The 19,347-nt window shown below is 72.8% G+C and carries 14 protein-coding genes and 1 pseudogene; 2 read left to right on the forward strand and 13 right to left on the reverse strand.

Annotation, left to right across the window (positions count from 1 at the left end):
* Positions 1-60 precede the first annotated feature (60 nt).
* Positions 61-639, forward strand: a complete 579-nt coding sequence (locus AMK26_RS18705) for a TetR/AcrR family transcriptional regulator (RefSeq protein ID WP_073755828.1) — start codon at positions 61-63, stop codon at positions 637-639.
* A 13-nt stretch (positions 640-652) separates the two neighbouring features.
* On the opposite strand, the gene AMK26_RS18710 is transcribed toward AMK26_RS18705, so the two are convergent.
* From AMK26_RS18710 to AMK26_RS18765, 13 genes and pseudogenes are all read right to left on the reverse strand, one after another.
* Positions 653-1,192: a DUF4396 domain-containing protein gene (locus AMK26_RS18710; RefSeq protein ID WP_073755829.1), complete on the reverse strand. Its 540-nt coding sequence runs from the start codon at positions 1,190-1,192 to the stop codon at positions 653-655.
* A gap of 62 nt (positions 1,193-1,254) precedes the next feature.
* Positions 1,255-2,088: a class I SAM-dependent methyltransferase gene (locus AMK26_RS18715; protein ID WP_073755830.1), complete on the reverse strand. Its 834-nt coding sequence runs from the start codon at positions 2,086-2,088 to the stop codon at positions 1,255-1,257.
* A 79-nt stretch (positions 2,089-2,167) separates the two neighbouring features.
* Positions 2,168-3,052: an anchored repeat-type ABC transporter permease subunit gene (locus tag AMK26_RS18720; protein ID WP_073755831.1), complete on the reverse strand. Its 885-nt coding sequence runs from the start codon at positions 3,050-3,052 to the stop codon at positions 2,168-2,170.
* Positions 3,049-3,786 carry an anchored repeat-type ABC transporter ATP-binding subunit gene (locus AMK26_RS18725; RefSeq protein WP_073755832.1) on the reverse strand — a complete coding sequence of 246 codons (738 nt, stop codon included), beginning with the start codon at positions 3,784-3,786 and terminating at the stop codon, positions 3,049-3,051. Before AMK26_RS18725 ends, AMK26_RS18720 begins: the two co-directional genes overlap by 4 nt.
* Positions 3,783-5,441: a TIGR03773 family transporter-associated surface protein gene (locus tag AMK26_RS18730; protein ID WP_073755833.1), complete on the reverse strand. Its 1,659-nt coding sequence runs from the start codon at positions 5,439-5,441 to the stop codon at positions 3,783-3,785. The genes AMK26_RS18725 and AMK26_RS18730 overlap by 4 nt, the downstream gene beginning before the upstream one ends.
* Positions 5,442-5,446: 5 nt before the next feature.
* A complete protein-coding gene (locus tag AMK26_RS18735; RefSeq protein WP_073756268.1) occupies positions 5,447-6,958 on the reverse strand; it encodes an anchored repeat ABC transporter, substrate-binding protein in 1,512 nt (503 codons plus the stop codon).
* Positions 6,959-6,981: 23 nt separating this feature from the next.
* Positions 6,982-8,082 (reverse strand): choice-of-anchor M domain-containing protein, encoded by a 1,101-nt coding sequence (locus tag AMK26_RS18740; protein WP_158071130.1) that lies wholly within the window; start codon positions 8,080-8,082, stop codon positions 6,982-6,984.
* 135 nt (positions 8,083-8,217) lie between these two features.
* Complete coding sequence (locus AMK26_RS18745) at positions 8,218-8,829, reverse strand: choice-of-anchor M domain-containing protein (RefSeq protein ID WP_198944107.1); 612 nt, start codon at positions 8,827-8,829, stop codon at positions 8,218-8,220.
* A gap of 214 nt (positions 8,830-9,043) precedes the next feature.
* Positions 9,044-12,004 carry an AfsR/SARP family transcriptional regulator gene (locus tag AMK26_RS37830; protein ID WP_241837996.1) on the reverse strand — a complete coding sequence of 987 codons (2,961 nt, stop codon included), beginning with the start codon at positions 12,002-12,004 and terminating at the stop codon, positions 9,044-9,046.
* Positions 12,005-12,109: 105 nt separating this feature from the next.
* Positions 12,110-14,416: pseudogene (locus tag AMK26_RS38370) on the reverse strand (SAV_2336 N-terminal domain-related protein); the annotation flags it as partial.
* The gene (locus AMK26_RS18755; protein ID WP_241837962.1) at positions 14,413-15,435 is read right to left on the reverse strand and encodes an AAA family ATPase; all 1,023 of its coding nucleotides are present in this window, start codon (positions 15,433-15,435) and stop codon (positions 14,413-14,415) included. The gene AMK26_RS18755 and the pseudogene AMK26_RS38370, both read right to left, overlap by 4 nt.
* A 53-nt stretch (positions 15,436-15,488) precedes the next feature.
* The gene (locus tag AMK26_RS18760) at positions 15,489-17,657 is read right to left on the reverse strand and encodes a VMAP-C domain-containing protein (protein WP_073755837.1); all 2,169 of its coding nucleotides are present in this window, start codon (positions 17,655-17,657) and stop codon (positions 15,489-15,491) included.
* 4 nt (positions 17,658-17,661) lie between these two features.
* Positions 17,662-18,108, reverse strand: a complete 447-nt coding sequence (locus AMK26_RS18765) for a CU044_2847 family protein (protein WP_241837963.1) — start codon at positions 18,106-18,108, stop codon at positions 17,662-17,664.
* A gap of 586 nt (positions 18,109-18,694) precedes the next feature.
* Between AMK26_RS18765 and AMK26_RS18770 the strand changes: the two genes are divergently transcribed.
* Positions 18,695-19,192 (forward strand): DUF4430 domain-containing protein, encoded by a 498-nt coding sequence (locus tag AMK26_RS18770; protein WP_073755838.1) that lies wholly within the window; start codon positions 18,695-18,697, stop codon positions 19,190-19,192.
* The last annotated feature ends 155 nt before the right edge of the window (positions 19,193-19,347 follow it).

Genomic DNA, 19,347 nt, shown 5'->3' on the forward strand with positions numbered 1-19,347 from the left:
AGACAGGGTGTCTGCTTCGCGTCAAACTGTCACACCGAGGTCGCCGCGTACAATGCACGGGTGCCGAAGCTGTGGAACGAGACGATCGAGACGCACCGCCACGCGGTCCGCGAGGCCATCCTGGAAACCACCTGGCAGCTGGTGACCGAGCGCGGGCTGATGTCGGTGACCATGTCGCAGATCGCCGAGAAGGCCGGGATCGGCCGGGCGACGCTCTACAAGTACTTCCCGGACGTCGAATCGATCCTGACCGCCCACCACGAACGCCACGTCGCCGCCCACCTCGCCCACCTCGCCGAACTCCGCGACCGGCCCGGCAGCGCGGGTGAGCGGCTCGAAGCGGTGCTGGAGCGCTACGCGCTGATCTCCCACCACCGGGGCCGCCACGGCACCGAAGAGCTGGCGGCGCTCCTCCACCGCGGCGAGCGCGTCGCTGACGTCCAGCGGCGACTCACCGAGCTGTTCCGTGACGTGCTGACCGAAGCCGCCGCGGAGGGCGCCGTCCGGGACGACGTCGCGACCGACGAGCTCGCGCGTTACTGCCTCCACTCGCTCGGCGCGGCCGGCGCCCTGGATTCCGAGGCCGCGGTTCGCCGGCTCGTCGCGGTCACCTCGGCCGGGTTGCGCCCGCCGCGCTGAACCCGCCGCACCGTCAGTGGTAGGCGTGGACGACGGCGTGCCCTTTGCCGCGGCCGATCATCCACTTGTTCAGCGGCGTCGTGATCACGAAGGCCACGGCAAAGCCGCCCAGCAGCGCTCCCCAGAACAGTCCGTCGGACAGGTGGGCGTCCAGGGCGCCAGGGGTGAGCGCGATGATCAGGTTGTCCACCGTCTCCATCACGGCGATGGACACGGTGTCGGCGGCGAGCGCGGTCCGGATGGCTGCCTTCAGCCCGAGCCCCGCCCTGCGCACCGCGTACAGGGTGAAGGAGTAGCCGAAGAGGAAGGCGAGGACGATCGCCAGCGCCATGGTGGGGGCGTTGCTCCAGCGCAAGGCGGTGCCGATGACCATGCCGAGGATCTCGCCCAGCGCGCAGCCGGCCAGGCAGTGCGCCGTCGCCTGCGCCGCGGTGCTCCAGGAGGCACCGCCGGGCTCCGTGTGCCCCGCATGGTCATGCGCGTCATGCGCGTCATGGTGGTCCGGGGCGCCGGTGTGCTGAGCACTGGGGTCCGTGTGGTCCATGTGATCCATGGCGTGTCCTCCCGCTCTTCCAGTGTGGGGTCGGCGGGACGGCCCGGCATCACAGGGGAGGATCACCCGAGCTGAAGGAGGCTGAGGCGGTACTCCTCGACCTGCGGCAGCCGCTGCGCGGCCAGCTCGGCGAGCATGTCCTGATACGCGGCGGGCAACGCGTCGTGCATCCGTGGTGGCAGGCTGCTCAAGGTGTGCGAGGCCAGCAGCCGTGTCCCCGGCCGCCACCGAACGAGGTCGGCGGGGTTCGCACAGGCCCAGCGCATCCTGGCTTCCACCTTGCTCAGCGCGTCATGGGTGTCCTGGGAGCCGATGATCTCCGGCCCGGCGGTGTCCAAGGCCAGCGTGGAGCCGGGGAAACGCCCGGCGATCAGCTCGACGACGTGCCGCACCTCGGCCTCGTCGAGGAAGGGAAGTACCGCCTCCGCGCTGAAGAAGTACGGCCCGTCGGCGAGCGCGGCCACCTCCGTGGTCCACGAGTCGTCCGTGACGGAAGCGGCGATCATCTTCCGGCGCGGCTCGTCCTGGAAGAACGCCCGGCGCAAGGTGATGACGTCGGGCAGGTCGAGGTCGAACCAGCGGGCCCGGCCGTTGTCGACGCGCTCGAAGCGCGTGTTGAGCCCTGTCCCGAGCTCGACCACCGTGCCGTCGGGGTGCGACCGCAGGAAGTCGGTGACCCACCGGTCGAACAAGGCAGTGCGCAGCACCGTACCGACGAGGCTCGGCAGGTTGTCGAAGCGGGCGAAGTCGTACGGCAGCGACGCCACGATCTCCTCGGCGCGCGCGTCCCGCAGCGCCGCGTCCGCCTTCCGGTTCTCGACGGCCCGGCCGTACAGCGGGATGAGCAGGGTTTCCTGGACCGCGCCGAGGTCCAGTCGTACGTCGCGCTCGGTCATGGCAGCCTCACTTGATCGTGCGTCGGTGTGTTCCGGGCCGGGCAGTGCCGTGGCTGCGACCACTGCCCGGCCCGGGGTCTCAGGCGCTTCCCGTGGCGGGAGCGGTACTGCCGTGGGGCTTCGACCGCAGCCGCGCCACCAGGCCGTGCCTGGGCGCGAGCACCCAGGTCAGCGCGAAGAATCCGGTCAGGACCACGACCACGGAGCCGCCGGCCGCGAGGTCGTAGGCGTAGCTGACGTACAGGCCCGCCAGGCTGCCCGCGCAGCCGAAGGCGGAGGCGAGCAGCGTCATGGCCCACAGGCGTTCGGTCAGCAGCCGGGCCGTGGCCGCCGGGGTGATGAGGAGGGCGAGGACGAGGATGTTGCCGACGGCCTCCAGGGACATCACGATGGTGGCCGTCACGACGATGTACAGCGTGAGATCCAGGCGCAGGACCGGCAGTCCGGCCGCGCGCGCCGTCTCGCGGTCGAGGCTGACGGCGACGAGTTCCTTGCGCAGGGCGAGGACGATCGCGACCAGTACGGCGCCGATGCCGGCCACCCGCCACACGTCGGACGAGTCGACGGCGAGGACCTGGCCGAAGAGGAACGAGGACAGGTCGGTCGTCCAGCTGTCGCGCGTCGAGACCAGGACGATGCCGAGGCCGAAGGCGAAGGCGAAGAAGACGCCGATGACGGTGTCCTCCTTGAGCCTGCGGTTCTGCGAGACGATGGCGATCAGCACCGCCGTCGTCGCACCGGCCGCCGCCCCGCCGAGCAGGAGGTTGCCCTCGAAGGCGTACGCGAGCGCGACACCGGGGAAGGCGGAGTGGGCCACGGCGTCCCCGATGAACGCCATGCCGCGCAGCACGACGTACACGCCGACCACTCCGCACACCAGGCCGACGATCGCGGCCACCGCGAAGGCGCGCTGCATGAAGGGCAGGTGCCAGGGGTCGGTGAAGAAGGCCAGCAGCTCGCTCATGCGGCGGCCCCCGCTTCCGCCTGCACGGAGCCGATCGCCCGGTCGAGTCCGAAGGCCCGCAGCATCTGCTCGGGGTCGGCGAGCAGTTCGGGCCCGCCCTCGGCGACGACCGTACGGTTCAGCAGCACCACCCGTGTGCAGGTGCGGGCCGCTGCGGCCAGGTCGTGGGTCGTCATCAGCAGTCCTCTGCCGTCGGCGGCGAGGCGGCCGAACAGGTCGTTGAGCAGGTCCTGGGTGGGTACGTCGACCCCGGTGAACGGCTCGTCCAGGAGCAGCAGCCGCGGCTCGGCGGCCAGCGCCCGTGCCACCAGGACGCGTTGACGCTGGCCGCCGGACAGTTCGCCGATGGGGCGTCGGCGCAGGTCGGTCAGCCCGGCGAGCTCCAGGGCCTCGTCGGCCGCCGCGCGGTCGTGTGCCTTCGGCCGCCGGAGCCAGCCGATGGCGCGGGTGCGGCCGCTGAGCACGGCGCCCGCGACGTCGATGGGGAAGTCCCAGGCGAAGTCGTGCCGTTGGGGTACGTAGCCGATCGTGCCGGTGGCGGTGACGCTGCCCGCTGAGGTGGCGGTGAGCCCGAGCACGGCACGCAGCAGCGTGGTCTTGCCCGCGCCGTTCGGGCCGAGCAGACCGACCAGCTCGCCGCCGGACACGGTCAGGGAGGCGTCCTCCACGGCCGTACGGCCACCCAGCGCGACGGAGACGGATCGCACCTGGAGCAGCTGCGTGTCATCGGTCATGCCGTACGCCTGCGGGTGAGGTACACGGCACCGGCACCGGCCGTGGCGAGCGCCGCCGCCGTCCCGCCGAGCAGCAGCGTGGAGCCCGCGCCGGTGGAGGCCATGGCGCCACCACCCGTCGAGCCACCACCGGTTGTGCCGCCACCGCCCGTCGTACCACCGGTCGTGCCACCGCCCGTCGTACCACTCCTCGCGCCGCCACCGGTCGTGCCCGTGGTCCCCGAGCCGCCTGTGGTGCCACCGCCCGTCACGGTGCCACCGGTCGAGGAGCCCCCGGTCGCGGTGCCGCCGGTCGAGGAGCCCCCGGTGGAGCCCGAGCCGCCGCCCACCGGCACCTGGTTCGGGTCGGTCGCCCCGACGGCGAAGGCGATCGTCTCGGTGTCGCTCACCTTGGTACCGTTCGCGAGGGTCCCGGACATGGCGAACGTCAGCCGGTACACGCCTTCCTTGCCGAAGGCCCAGCCGCCGTGGGCGTGGGTGTTCTGCGGTACGCCGAACGCGTCCGGTACGCCGTCCGCGCTGTTGAAGCGCACGGTCGCGCCCGACAGGCCGTCGTAGTTGTACAGGGCGAAGTTCCCCGGCCCGTCCGCCTTGACCAGCTTGAACTCCACCTCGCCCTTGGTGTCGCCGGCCGCCATGTTGTCCGTCGACCAGCCCGGCCACAGCAGTCCGGGCTGCTGGACCTGGTCGAGGAGCCACACCGGGTCGCCGGCCTTGCCCAGGAACGCGAAGTCCTTGGCCGCCGGGATGACCTTCTTGGCCTGGGGCTTGACGTGCAGGACCACCGACGACGGCTCGCGCCAGACGGTCTTGCCGGGGACGGTGCCATCCTTGACGTGGATGTGCATCGTGCCGTCGACCACGCGGGCGGCGATGTCGATGTGCCCCTGGTCGAGCACCTGCTTGGCCGTCTCCACGGGGTCGGCTGCCGCGTACGCCCTCTGGGCCGCTGCCGCCGGACCGGCGCCCGCCAGGGAGGGGGTGGCCGGGCGCCGGTCCTCGCCCGCGTTCGCCGGCGCGCCGGTGACGGGGGCGGTAGGGGGAGGGCTCGTCGGAGCAACGGGCGTGACCGGGGGGGCGGTCGGGAGGGGGGTGGCCACGGCCGCGTCGCCCACACGCACGGTGTACCGGGTCTCGGCCGTCAGCGGTCCCTCCTCGGTCTCCGCCTCCGCCGTGAACGTCAGCTCGTACGTGCCCGGCGTGTCGAACGCCCACCGCGTCCCGCCGCGCGCCCCCGCCGGCAGGTCGTACCCGTCCGGCAGGCCGTCCGCGCTGTCGAAGCGTACGACCGGCTCCTGGTCCGGGGCACTGGCCGGCTCGTACACCGTCAGCGCGCCGGGCCCTGCGACACCGGTCAGCGACCAGCGCACGCCGTCGCCGCGCACAGCACCGGCCGGCAGACCGGTGGTGTCCCAGACGGGCGTCAGCACCCAGACGTCCGAGCCGTCGGGCCCGGCCACGCGGTGCGTGTCGCCGATGTCGAGCACCCCGCCCGTCCCGAGGCCCAGCACCCCGCCGGCCAGGGTGACCGGCACGACCACGGGCGCCGCGGCCTTCTCTTCCGGCGGAACGGTCATGGCCGTTCCGCCGAGGGCCAGCACGCCCGCCGCCGCGAGGGCGACCCTGCTCTTCCTGCCGTTGCGTACGAGCCTCATCGGGCTCAACTCCCCTCCCGGCCCAGGCATCGGGCCAGTTCCTTCGCGTTGTGGCGCATCATCGCGACGTAGTTGTGGACCTTGTCGTCGAAGGAGTCGCCGTAGATGGTGCAGATGCGGACGCCTTCGTCCTCGGCGACCCGGCGCAGGACGTCGGCCCGCGCGGCGAGGTTCGGCTCCAGGAAGACGGCCGGGACCTTCTTCTCCCGGATGGTGTCGCGGAGTTTCTCCACCTCCGCCGCGCTCGGCTCGCGGTTCGGTACGGGGACCACGAAGCCCGCGACCTCCATGCCGTACGCCTCGGCGAGGTAGCCGAAGGCGTCGTGCGTGGTGATGAGCTTGCGGTTGGCCTCGGGGACGGTGGCGAGCGTCGCGGCCACCTCGCGGTCCAGCGCCGCCAGGCGCTTCAGGTACGCCTGGGCGTTGCGTTTGTACTCCGCCTTGCCGGCCGGGTCGGCCTTGATGAGCTCGGCCTCGATCCGCCGTACGTACGCCTCGGTGTTGGCGACGTCCTCCCAGGCGTGCGGGTCCATCTCGCCGTGGACGTGCTTGCCCATGACCGCCTGCGGAAGCACCCAGAGGTCCGCGCCAGGCTTGCCGAGGAAGCGGAAGGCACCCTCCTTGGGCACGGCCTCCTTGGCCCGGTCCGGCACGGACAACGCAATCGAGTCGGCCGGGTGGTTCGTCCGCTCGCCGGTGGTGGGATCGTCGGAGCGGACGTACACGGACTTGGTCTGCGCGTTCAGCGCCACGTCCGCGTGTCCGCCGTCGAGCAGCTTCTTCCCGGCTGGGGCCGGTGTCCTGCCCACGACGAACGTGATGGTCCCGCTCCCGATCGGCGCGGCCTTCCCCTCCAGCGTCTCGGTCTGCCCCTGCACGGTGAGCCGGTACGTGCCCGGCTCGCTGAACGCCCAGTTGACGTGGGTGTGCGCCTCGGGGGGCAGTGCGAAGGAGTCCTTGGCGTCGAAGCCGTCGGTGGAGTCGATGTAGCTCTGCGGAGTGCCGAGGGTGTCCGTCAGATAGACGTGCAGATCGCCCGGCCCCTCCAGCGCGGTCGCGGTGGTACGGACCTGGGAGCCGTCACCCGCGACCTCGCCCTCCACGGCCCAGCCCAGCCACAGCACATTGAGGCCCAGGTCCTCCTTGAGCTTGATGACCGTGCCGCCGTACTGCTCCAGCTGCTCGCTGATCGCCACCTTGGGCGTGCCCTTGGGGCTGTTGGTGTGGATCATCTTCATGATCCCGGGCTCCTCCAGCAACAGCCCGTTGCTGAAGACCAGGTCCGACTTCGCGACGCGCGCCGCGTCCCCCGGACTCGGCTCGTACGAGTGCGGGTCGCCGTGGTGCGGTACCACCGACGTCACGTCCACCCGGTCGCCGCCGACGTTGCGCACCAGGTCGGCGAGGATGCCGGTGGTGGTGGACACCGTCAGCTCGGCCGTGCCGGAACCGCCGCCGGACCCGGGGCCGCACCCGCTGCCCAGGACGACGGCCGCGAGGAATCCCGTCACCGTCATACGTACGCGTCGCGCCCGCCCCATCACGCGGCCGCCTTCCGGCGCAGCCGCACGAACAGCACGGTCGCCCCGCCCGCCAGCACGGCGGCGACGGCGAGCCCGGCCGGAAGCGCCACGCCGGTGCCCGTCTTGGCCAGACTGCCGCCCGTGGTGGTGGTCGTGCCTCCGGCCGGGAGGGCGCCGGACCCCGTGCCCGCGCCGCTGCTGCCACTGCCGGCGGGCGGAACGTTCAGCTCCGGCGCCCCGGCATTCGGCGGTGTCGCGCTCGCGGTCGCGGACGGGGTCACGCTCGTGCTCGGCGTCGGTGAAGGAGACGCGGTGGGCGTCGCCGGGCCCGTCGCCGTCGCCGTCGGGGTAGCGGTGGGAGAGGCAGACGCTGAAGGAGTGGGAGTGGGAGTCGGCGTGGGCGTCGGCGTGGGCTTCGGGGTGCCGTCACCCGGCACGACCGTCGACGGGTCCACGTCGCCGACGGCCACGGCCAGGGTCTCCCGGTCGGTCACCTTCTCGCCGGACGACAACGTGGTGGTCATCTCCATCGTGATCCGGTAGACGCCCTTGGTGTCGAAGATCCACAGCGGGTGCGCGTGCGTGTTCGCGGGCAGTTCGACCGAGCCCGGCTCGGGCTTGGCGCTGTCGATGGTGACGCCGATGCGCACGCCCATCTCCGGGTCGTCCTCGAACTGGCCGAGGATGAAGCGGCCCGGGCCCTCGATCTTCGGGAAGGTGACCTCCACCGGGCCCGAGACATCGGCGGGCAGGATCTCCAGGGTGTTCCAGCCGGGCCACAGCAGCCCTTCCTCCACCTCGAAGTCCTTGTCGACCCAGAGGCTTTCGCCCGGTTCACCGAAGCCCTCGAACTGCGGCACCTCCTCGCGCGGCGGGATGACGATCTCGTGCCGGGGGTCGAAGTGCAGCAGGACGTCGGAGGGTTCACGCCATACGGCCTTGCCCGCGACCGTACCGTCCTTGATCTTGTACTCGAACCGGCCGCCCGTGAGGCGGGCCGCCAGGTCCAGATGGCCGCCGTTGAGGACGACTCGCTCCCCGGAGGGCGCCTCCCTGGGCGGGTCCTCTGCGGCGAGAGCCACGGGCGCGGTGGCGAGCAGGGACAGTACGGCCGTCACGACGGCGGCGCGCGTCGTACTTCGCGATAGTGAGGCCCGCATGCGGGGCGTCTCCTTCTGGCGGTGAGTTCAGTGGACCACGGCCGTGCCGGGGGCGGACGGCTGCCAAGGGCCCGCCCCCGGTACGGATTCGGATCAGCCGGCCTGGAAGGTGTAGGTCGCCGTCGCCGGGCCGACCTTGCTGCCGTTCGTCAGCGTGCCGCTGACCTCGAAGGTCGCGGTGTAGGTACCGGCCTTGGTGAAGACCCAGTTGGCGTGGTCGTGCTCGCCGGCCGTGACGTCCTTGGTGTTGGTCAGGGTGGCGTCACCGCTGTCGTAGTAGCGGTTGCTCTTCGGGCAGAGCCCGTTCTTGTAGACGGTGATCTTGCCGGGACCGGCCACCGACTTCAGCTTGACCTGCACCTTGTCGCTCTGGAACACGCCGGTGGAGACGTGCTCGCCGGATATGCCCGGCCACAGCAGGTTGGTGTTCTCCACCTGCGGGAGTCTGTAGACGGTCGAGCCGGCGGTACCCAGGTGGGTGTAGCAGGTTCCGCTCGGAACGGTGTACGCCGAGGCCGGCAGCGCCTTGATCACCACATCGGCCGGGTCGTACTCGACACCCGGCGTGACCGACTCGTCGTGGACGTGCAGGTCGAGGACGCCGGCGGCGTACTCGACGTCGATGACGTCGACGTGGCCCTTGGACAGCGTGGTCCCAGCCGCGTGGGCGGCGGTGAGCCCGCCGACGGCGATGGCTGCGGCCACCGAGCCGGCAACGGTGAGAGTGCGGGCGTAGGTACGCAAAGGAGAGCCCCCCTGAAGAGCGTTGAATGAGCTCGAACAAGCGAGACGATAATCGTTTTCATTTACTTCTGGCAAGGGAAGTGTGGAGGGCTGCTCGGGGCCTGTGGAGAAAATGTGCCGAGTTGAACCGGCTCGAGCGGGAAACCCGCACACGGGCGTCCGCGTGGGAAACGTGCTAGGCGCTCCGGAAGCCGGTTGTGGCACTCGCCAAGAGGTCGCGCAGGTCGCCGGCCTCGGCGGAGCCGAGCTCCTCGTAGACGGTCAGCGCCTCCTGCCAGCAGGCGCGGGCGCGGTCGTTCTGGCCGAGGGCGTGAAGCGCGCGCCCAAGGACCACGACCACGTTGGCGCGCCTCCAGTCCCCGCCGAGCCCCCGGAGAACGGACAGCGCCTGCTCGGCGTGGGCCGCGGCCTGCGCGGGGCGGCGGGCGGCCAGGTCCACTTCGGCGAGGCGGTAGAAGGTGAGCCCCTCCCACATCCGTTGGCGGCCGTTGTGGAAGATGTCCCGGGCCTCCCGGAGGACCGTCGTGGCCTCGTCGTACCGGGCGGCCCGCGTGAGTGCGAGGCCCAGGACGTAGCGGGCGGTCGCACCGCTCAGGGAGTCGCCGAGGCTGTCGTGGAGGGCAACGCCCTGCTCGGCCAGGCGGAGCGCTTCGGAGACACGGCCCCGCGCCAGGTGGGCGCTGGAGAGGTCGCAGACCGCCCTCGCCTCACCGGGACGGTCGCCATCGGCCCGGAAGGAGTCGAGGGAGGCCGAGTAGTACGCCTCGGCGTCCTCCGGCCGGTTGTGGTGGAGGGCGATCGTGCCACGGAGTTCTGCCGCCCAGCCGGCGGCCGGAACGTCCCCGGAAAACCGGGCCGCCTCCGCCGCGCCGGTCGCCGCGGTGTCGGCCTCGTGGAACCGTCCCGCGACGAGCGCGGCCTGGGCCAGGCACAGCAGGGCCCGGCCCTCGGCCTGTGCGTCCCCCGTCAGCAGGGCGGCCTTGCTCAGACCTCTCACCATTCTCTCGTACGGTGCCGAGGCGGCGCCCGATTCCGCCAGCGCCAGACATGCCCACGACGTGTCCACCGCCCGGCGCAGGAACGAGGGGCTCGTGGCACGACGGACCGTGGCGAGCAGACAGTCGGCCTCGGTGAACAGCCAGTCCAGTGCCGCGCGCTCGTCGGCGAAGGACAGCCCCGGCTGTGTCGTCGGCTCCAGGTGGTCGACCAGCCGGTCGCCCGGGTGCTGGATCGCGTACACCCGAGCCGCCGTGGACAGGTAGAAGTCGAGCAGGCGGGAGAGGGCCGCCTCCCCCTCACCCGGGGGGTTGTCGTCCCGTTCGGCGCACGCGCGTGCGTAGAGGCGGAGGAGGTCGTGGTAGCGGTAGCGCCCCGGTGCGGCCGACTCCAGCAGGCTGGTGTCGACCAGTGACTCCAGCAGGTCTCCGGCTTCGTGGCCGGACAGACCGAGGACGGCGGCCGCGGCGGCCAGGGAGATGTCCGGGCCGTCGGCGAGGCCCAGGAGGCGGAAGGCGCGGGCCTGGGCGGGATCCAGCTGGGCGTAGCCGAGTTCGAAGGTGGCCTTGACCGCCAGATCGCCGGCCTGGAGTTCGTCCAGCCTCCGGCGCTCGTCGGCCAGCTTGGCCGCCAGTACGGAGACGGTCCAGGTGCGGCGCGCCGCCAGGCGCGCGGCCGCGATACGGATGGCCAGCGGCAGGAAGCCACACGACGCGACCACGTCCAGGGCGGCCGCCCGCTCGGCCCCCACCCGCTGCTCGCCGACGATGCGGGTGAAGAGCTGGAGGGCCTCCTCCGGGGACATCACATCGAGGTCGACCAGATGCGCACCGGCCAGATCGGCCATGCGGACGCGGCTGGTGATGAGGGTGGCGCAGCCGGCCGTGCCGGGCAGCAGCGGGCGGACCTGGGCGGCGCTGCGGGCGTTGTCGAGCACGACCAGGACGCGGCGGCCGTGCAGGGTCGCGCGGTAGAGGGCCGACCTCTCCTCGAGGGTGTCGGGAATGGCCGAGTCGGGCGTGCCCAGACTTCGCAGGAAGGCGCCGAGGACGGTCTCCGGCTCGGCGGCCCGGTGACCGGCTCCCTGGAGATCCATGTACAACTGGCCGTCGGGGAAGTGCGCCCGGACCTGGTGGGCGACATGGACGGCGAGGGTCGTCTTGCCGACCCCACCGATGCCCGCCAGTGAGGAGATGGCCGCGACGGAGCCCTCGGCGTCGGCGGCGCTCGTCAACCGGTCGGCCAGTTCTTGCAGGAAGGAGCTTCGGCCGGTGAAGTCGGGAACCGTCGCCGGCAGGTGGCTCGGGCGAGCCGGGGTGGCCGGTCGCTCGGGCGCGGCCGCCGTCGTGGTCATCAGATCCGCGTCGGCCCGGAGGATGCGCTGCTGGAGCACGGACAGTTCGGGGCGCGGGTCGACACCGAGCTCGTCGGCGAGCAGCCGGCGCGTGTCCGCGTACACCGCGAGGGCCTCGGCCTGCCGGCCCGCGCGGTACAGCGCCAGCATCAGCAGTTCGCGCAGGCGCTCGCGCAGAGGGTGCCGGGCGGTGAGCGCGGTCAGTTCGGAGACGGCCTCGGCCTGGTGACCCGCCTCCAGGTCCAGGTCGAGCCGGGCCTCCAGGAGTTCGAGACGCCATTCCTCCAGGCGGGAGCGGTGCGCCTCGGCGTACGGCCCGGGCACGCCGGCGAGCGACTCGCCGTCCCACAGGCCGAGACACTGGTTGAGCAGCTCCCGCGCCCGCCGCGGATCCCCGGCCTCCCGGGCGTCCTCCGCGTGTGAGGCGAGGGTCCGTGCCACGTGGAGGTCGAGTGCGTCGTGGCCGACGCGGATGAAGTAGCCGCCGGATTCACTGACCAGGGTTCCCGGGTCCAGGACTTTGCGCAGCCGGGACGCGTAGGTGCGCACGGCCGCGAGGGCCGCGGAGGGGGCGTCGCGGCCCCAGATGGCGTCGATGATCTCGGCCGCCGTGGTGGTTCGGCCCTCGCGCAGCAGCAGGACGGCCAGCAGGGCCCGCTGCTGTGGTGAACCGGAAGGCAGGGCCACGGAGCCGCGCCAGGCCCGTACGGGGCCGAGCACGCCGAAGTGGAGCCCTTCGGACGGTGGCCCGGCCGGTGCCGTTGCCGGGGGTGGTGGGGTGACCAGGGCCCGCCGGCTCAACCGCAGGTCCTCGGGGCGCACGCCGTCGACGATGCGCTGGTGCAGTTGCCGGAGCTCGGGGCCCGGTTCGAGGCCGAGTTCCTCGCGGAGGAGCCGGCGGGTGTCCGCGTACACCTGCAAGGCCATGACCTGCTGCCCGGCCTGGTAGAAGGCCGTCATCAGCAGGGCGCGGAACTGCTCGCGCAGCGGATGCGCTTCGGTCAGGGCGGTGAGCTCCGGGATCACCTCGGCGTGGCCTGCAAGCGTCAGGTCGAGTTCGATACGGGACTCGACGAGCGTGAGCCGCCACTCCTCCAGGCGGATGCGCTGAGCCTCGGCGTGCGGCCCCGGTACGCCGTCGAGGGGCTGCCCCCGCAGCAGCTCCACCGCCTCGCCCAGGAGGCGCCGGGCACCGGCGGGATCGCCGGACGACTGAGCCGCCCGCGCTGCCGCGTGCAGGTTCTCGGCCTCCGTGAGGTCCAACGGAACGACGCCGTCCGCCTGTTCGGCCCTCAGCCTGTAGCCGTGCGGGGTACGGTCGATGACGAACCCCGCGGGTGCGAGGGTACGGCGCAGGCGGGAGAGGTAGGCCTGCACGGTGGAGGAGGCGGACGGCGGGGCGTCCTCGCCCCACAGCGCGTCGATCAGCTCCTCGAGCGTCGCCCGTCGGCCTTCGCGCAGCAGCAGCGCCACCAGGACGGCCCGCTGCCGCAGCGGCCCCATGGGCACCGGCTCGTCGCCCCGCCACGCCGGCTCAGGCCCGAACACGGTGAACCGCAACGGCGCGGCCGCGACGCCGCGCCGTTGGGTCGTGACGGTGTCGCCGGCCACGTCCACCGGCGCCCCGTACAGCCGGTCCAGCACGGGACTCACCAGCACCGCGAACGCCGTCGTCCCCGGTGCCAGCCGCGCGCTGCCGTGCGGGTCGGCGAGCAGCGCGGCGAAGTCGGGCATGCGGCCCAGATACGGTTCGAGGGCCTGGCCGACCGCGTCGACCACGTCGAGCAACTGCTCGGTGCTGAGCCCCCCGGCCAGGAGTTCACGGACGCCCGGCCTGAAGTCGTACAGGAGGTCACCGGCGTCGCCCCCCGCCACCCTCGGCAGGAGGCGGCCCGGCGACTCCCCGCTGTCCAGCGGCTGGAGCAGCCCGCCCAGAAGCACCTCCGCGACGACGGCCGATGTCGTGCCGGGCAGGGTCGCGATCCGGACCAGCTGGATGACGGGGGCGCTCAGCGGCCTGATCGCGGAGAGCCGCACGGCCAGCCGGTAGGCGTCCGGCGAGAAGGACGCCCGGAAACGTTCGAGGAGCTGCTCCGGAGTGCGCGGCGGTGTGTCGCCCTCGAGGAGGGTGGCGGGCGGCGTGTCGGCGACCAGCACGGTGTCCAGCAACCGCGGTGCCCCCGGCCGGGTCAGCAGCCGCGCCCACGTCCCCAGCGAGGCGGGCGAGAGCGCGGCCACCGGCACCGGCACCGGCAGCCGGTCCGCGGGCCGGTCGGCGCCGGCGCCGTCGAGGGGGTCGAGCACGCCCAGTTCCCCGTTCCGCGCGAACGGGCGGCCGGCGACCAGGAGATGGGGCCGCGCGTCGAACGCGGTGCCCCGCCACAGGCGGCGCGGCAGCGGCGACAGGACTACCAGCGGACCGCACCGTTCCCACGCCGTGAGGAAGCGCGCCGCCGCGGACTCCCGCCACGCGGCGTCCACGCCGTCCGTCACCAGGAAGGTGAGCGGCGATTCGGTGCGCGGAGTGGTGGCCGGCCGGTGCCCATCGCGCAGGTCGAACCGGTGGACGTGCACCGACCGGAAGACACCGCCACGTTCCAGCAGGCGCCGTACGTCCCGGACCAGCGGCTGCCACATCCGCATCGACGGCGCGTCGTCCACGAGCAGCACGGCCGTGTGCCGAAGCTCCTGCTCCGGCCGGTCGATCACATCGAGGACCCCCGACTCGGCGGTGACCCGCACCGTGGCCTCCACGTCCACGACCGTACGGATCCGGTGGTCGCGGTGGCGGCGCAGCGGTCGCAGCGCCCGGGCCAGGCCCTGCATCCCCGGCAGGGTGCGCGGGCCGGGGGCGCGGACGGCGCGGGCGCGGGGGCCGGCCTCCGGGCCCTCGGCCCCGTCGGCGGTGAACAGGGCGTGCGAGCGCGCCGGCCGCCCCCTGGCGGGCTGCGGGGAGCGGTGCGGCCCGGCGGAGCCGAGGGGCTCGGAAGGCGGTACGGCGGCCAACGGACCGTCCCCGCCCACGGGTTGCGGACCCGGCTGCTCGTTCCGTCCCCCGCCGGGGGGCGCCGGGGCGCCGTCCCCCTCCCGCGTCGCGCCGCCGTCCATGGCACGGGCCAGCCACAGGATGTCGAGGAGCTCGGGGCCGCCGAGCTCGTAGCCCATCCCGTCGAGGACCCGCCGCAGCCGCTCGATCATGCGGGGAACGCTTCGTCCAACCGGTGCATGACCGCGCCGAGCAGCTCCTCGCGGCTCAAGTCGGCGCCGGTGACCCGGAGATGGATGGCCGCGAGCAGCTGGTCCGTGGCCAGGCTCTGCACGGCGGCCTTGCGCAGGAACGCCTCGATCAGGTCGTCGGACCCGGCGAGGGCCTCCTCGCCGAGGTTCTGCCGGACGATGTCGCGCAGCTTCGCCTCGTCCGGGTCGCGCAGATCGAGCCGTACGCATCGGCGCAGGAAGGCGGGCGGGAACTCGCGCTCGCCGTTGCTGGTCATCACCACGACGGGGAAGTGCGCGCAGGACACCACGCCGCGCTGCACCCGGATGCGCTCCCGGCTGCCGGTGACCAGGACGTCCGCGGTCTGCTGGTGCTCGGGAAGCCGCGCCAGCTCGGGAATCTCGAACTCGCCCTCCTCCAGCACCACCAGCAGGTCGTTGGGCAGGTCGATGTCGGACTTGTCGAGCTCGTCGACGAGCAGGACGCGCGGCCGGCCGGTGGCGGCGAGCGCCGTGCCGAGGGGGCCCAGGCGCAGGTAGTTCCCGATGTCCGAGCTGTTGCCGGCGGTGCGCTTCCGCAGCCTGCGCGCGGGGCCGCGCAGCGGCTCCCGCTCCCGCTGCAGCGAGGCCTCGCGCAGCCGCCCCACGGCGTCGTACCGGTACAGGGCGTCCGCGAGCGTCGAGCGGCTGTTGACCGACCAGCGCAGCACGTCGCCGAGTCCGAGGTCCTCGGCGAGGGCCCGCGCCAGCGAGCTCTTGCCGGTACCCGGCCGCCCCGTCACGAGCAGCGGTCGACGCAGGTGCAGCGCGGCGTTGACGACGGAGATCTCGTCGGTGCTCATGAGGTAGCGCTGCGCCTGGGGGCGGCGGCGTGAGGCGGGGAAGCGCCGCCACGGCGGTGGCTCCGGCAGCTCGGCCGGACCCCGGAACGCCCACCAGTGCTCTGGGGGAGCGCTGTTGCCGTCGAGGTCGGCGGGCTCGGTCGCGTGCGGGTCGGGCACGGGTGCGGTCTCCTTGTCGGGGATGGCGGGAACGGTCTCACCGCGCGGCGGGCTCATGGCTGGGTGAGGGCCCACGCGTCCGGCGCGAGCGGTGGTGGCCGGTGGTCGGGGCCGTCGTGCAGCAGCGACAGGCGGCGCCCGTGGTGCGTGGCACAGTCCGGGTCGGCCAGCGCCTTGGCCCGCTCCAGGCGGACAGCCTCGGGGATGTGGGCGTGGTCGACGCCCTCCACCAGCGCCAGCAGGTCACTGGCGGTCTCCCCGCTGTGGTCCTCGCGGTGCCACAGCACCGTGTGCACCCCGGCCTGGATGCACTGGCGCAGCACTCGCCCCTGCTGCTGCCGGTCGCAGCACACCACGACGATTCCCGCCTGTGGGCTCGCCTCCAGGCGGGCCAGGGCGACGGTCGGGTTCGCGCACCGCTGGTCGAGCAGGATCCGGGGCGAGGCCGCCAGGGCGCTGCTGCGGCGCTTCCACCCGGCGTACGTCTCCCTCGTCCGCTCCGAACTGCGCAGCACCACGCGCCGGGTGACGCCGGGGTGGAAGCCGATGTCGTCGGCGTCGCCCGGGAACTCCCACGTGTCCACGTCGAGCCGCAGCCAGGCATGCGCGACGAAGAACTCCACGAGCGCCGTTTCCGGATGCTCCCGCACTTCCGTACGGAGGACCTGCCGGATGGCCTCCACGACCTGGTGGCTGGTGACTTCCGTGTCCTGGGTCAGCACCACCTCGTGCCGGCCGTCCTCGCTCCACACCCAGATCTGGTACGTGAACAGATGCCCGGACGCCACGGGCAGCAGCTCGACCTGCACCCGGGGCGCGGCGGCGACCTGCGCCCGGACGGCCGCGGCCGTCGCCGCGGCATGGGCGGCGGAGGCGTCCGCCCGGAACTGGTCGACCGCGGCAGGCGCCACGCCCAGCCGTGGCGCCGTGGAGCGCACCCACGCGTCGAGGTCGTCCGCGAGATGCTCCCCACCCGCGCCCGCCGCCGCCCGCTCCTCCACAGCGACGCGGACGGCGCCCTGCAGCAAGGGGGGCATGGGCTGGCCCGGCGGGGCGTCGTACCCCTCCAGGACGTCCATGGCCTCCGCGAGGCCGGACGGAGCCGGCAGCCGCTCGGCGTAAGGCAGCACCGCGCGCAGCAGCGCGACGGGGTCCGTGACCCGGCACTGGGAGAGCAGCGCCGTCAGATTCCGCCGCCGGGCCAGCGAGAGCTGCTCGCGCGGGCTGACGATGCGAGCGATCCGCAGCAGCTGCTCCAGGCCGCCCGGCTCCGCGGGGGCGCCCGGCCGGCACTCGGCCAGCTGGTCGTGCACGAGGTCGACGAGTTCGGGCACCCCGCGCCGTACCCCCATGGCCGTCCCGGCGAGGCGCTCGACATCGGCGGCCGCGCCCGCCGACCTCCTGCCGAGCCGTGCGGCGAGCCGCTCCTCGCACTCCCTGACGGACTGCCGGGACGGCAGCAACTGCTCCAGTACGGCGAGGAGCTGCTGGCGGCCGCGCCCGGCGGCGGGGACCGCGACGGGCGGCAGGCCGGGCAGCTCGGCCTCGATGGACGACAGGCCGATCGCGTACATGGCGGCGGGCGGCCCCTGGTGCCGCCCCGCGGGCGGCCCGGAGGTCTCGTGGGCGGCGACGACCAGACCGACTACGGCCTGGCGGTCCCGGTCCCACACCGGGCCCCCGCTGAACCCCTCCGTCGCCCTGCCGCCGAGCACGTCGAGGGCGATCCACGGGTGGGCGGACACGCGCGGCATCGCGCGCAGCGTGGTCAGGGCATGGCCGCTCGCCCACTGCGCCACCACCTCGTTGCCGTCCCGGTGGGGGAGGAAGGGGGCGGGTTCGGCGCCCGGCGGGGCGTCGGTGTCGAACTCGACCACCGCCAGATCGCCGTAGTACGGCAGGGTGCCCGGGGGCGGCGGAGCGGGCCGGCCGGGCGCGGGGCGGGAGCGTGGCGGTACCCACATCTCCTGGACGACCCGGCCGGTCAGCTCGCGGTCCCGGTCGGCATGCGGCAGCCGCAGCGTGACCGGCTGCCCGCGCGAGGGCGCCGGCAGGGAGAAACGGTGCAGTCCGAGCGCGCTGTTGACGACATGGGCACAGGTCAGCACCAGTCGCGGGGCGATCAGGACACCGGCGCCGACCGGCCGTGCCTCGCCGAGCACCGACACGAACGCCCGGTGCAGCGGGGCATCGTCCCGGTCCGGGTCCACCAGCGGCCGCACGGCGTCAGGAGCCGTTCACCTGGCCGGGCACGACGGCGGCGGGTCCCATGGCCGGGGCGTCCTGCGCGGCCTGCCCCTCCGCCGCGAGGTTCCAGGTCGCCGAGACGGTGAAACTGGCCTCGCCCTTCCCGGAGAAGACGCCCAGGCTCAGATCACTTCCCAGCGTGACGCCGAACTCGACCGTCACCTCGTCGGGACGCTGGGCGAACTGCGCGAAGCTGCGGTGGATCCCGCCGAGCACGCCCCCGAGGGGCCGCAGCGCCGCTGTCAGCGCCTCGCCGCCCCGCGTCAGCGCCTGCGCGGTGCGCCCGTCCGCGCTCACCGGCCGGGCGGTGCCGAAGCCCGCCGGAAGGTCCAGCTCGTCGCCGGCGCCGGCGGGAACGTCGCCGCCGGGCGCGAGGTGCAGGCGTACTTCGGAACCGTCGTCGAAGGTGAGTCTCACATCCCCCATGAACCGAGTTTCGCATGGCTCGGGCGAGTACGGCGCGGTGTTCGCGGATCATCTCCGGTACGGGCCGGCCGAGCGCCCGGCCCGCACCTCGGGGCCCCGGCGGGTGCCCGGACGGAACGCCGTGGTGGCCGGCTCATGCCTGTGGTGGCGGGAATTTCCCACGTTCCGCCATCTCTTCTTCGGTGAAAGGTGAATTCCTTTGCACCCTACGGCATTTACGTGGTGCCGTCCTGGCGCCGGGCACGCGGAGAGCGGTGATCGACGAGGACGTCGACACGGTTCGCGGGGGTCTCTTCGGTCACACAACCGGAGTGGCTCCATCCTCTTGGTTCGCCTGTGCGCCCGGCATATGATCACAACTCAAACTCCGTACGGGGCCGGGAGATTAGCGTGTGCGTGACTGGAGGGGGAGGCCGGCGAAAGCCGTTTTCAGCGCTGACCGTCAGCAGTGAGCGGCCTGGACCCCCTGTGGACGCCGTGATTTCACGCGGGTGTCACCTCCCCCTGCTGTTCTGGCCCGGCACGCCCCATCACGCTCCGTACGGGTAACGAGACAGTCTTCGGCACTTCAGAAAGGCAGACATCGATGCGAAGCACGCTGATTCGCCGCGTTGTGATATCGGCGGCCGCGATAGGCCTGACCGTCACCGCGGCCCCCGCTGTCGCCCATGCGGATGCGGCGACTGTCAACCGGCCCATCCTGGTGGCCCTGAAGGTGCAGGGCCCCGATGGCAAGCTCTTCTCGGGCAGCGTCATCACCAAGGGCCACGACGTGACCACCGCCACCGGCGGTACGCACAAGTGCGACGGCACCAACGGCGGAGCGAACGCCACGCCGGGCGCCACCCCGACCGCGGCTCTGGACAGCGCCGCACGGGCCCACGGCTTCACCTGGGACGGCGTCTGGTACCCCAGCTTCGACGACTACTTCGTCGACACCATCAAGGGCGTCAAGCTGGACCCGTCCTCGGCCTACTGGAACATCTCGGTCAACGGCACCTCCATCCCGGTCGGCGGCTGCCAGTTCCACCTGAAGCCGGGCGACGCGGTCGCCTTCACGTGGACGCCGATCGTGGCGTCGTGACCGACGGGTGTTGTGCGTCCGCATGACTGTCAGTCAATCCGCGTCCCCTGTGGGATAGTTCACGCTCCATCGACGCGGGACTGAAACGGGCATTCAATGGCAAGCGGAGCGATTCACCTCTTGCGCTGCTTGTTGTGCGGCGGCAAGATCATTTC

This window comes from Streptomyces sp. CB03234, assembly GCF_001905885.1.
Taxonomy (GTDB): Bacteria; Actinomycetota; Actinomycetes; order Streptomycetales; family Streptomycetaceae; genus Streptomyces.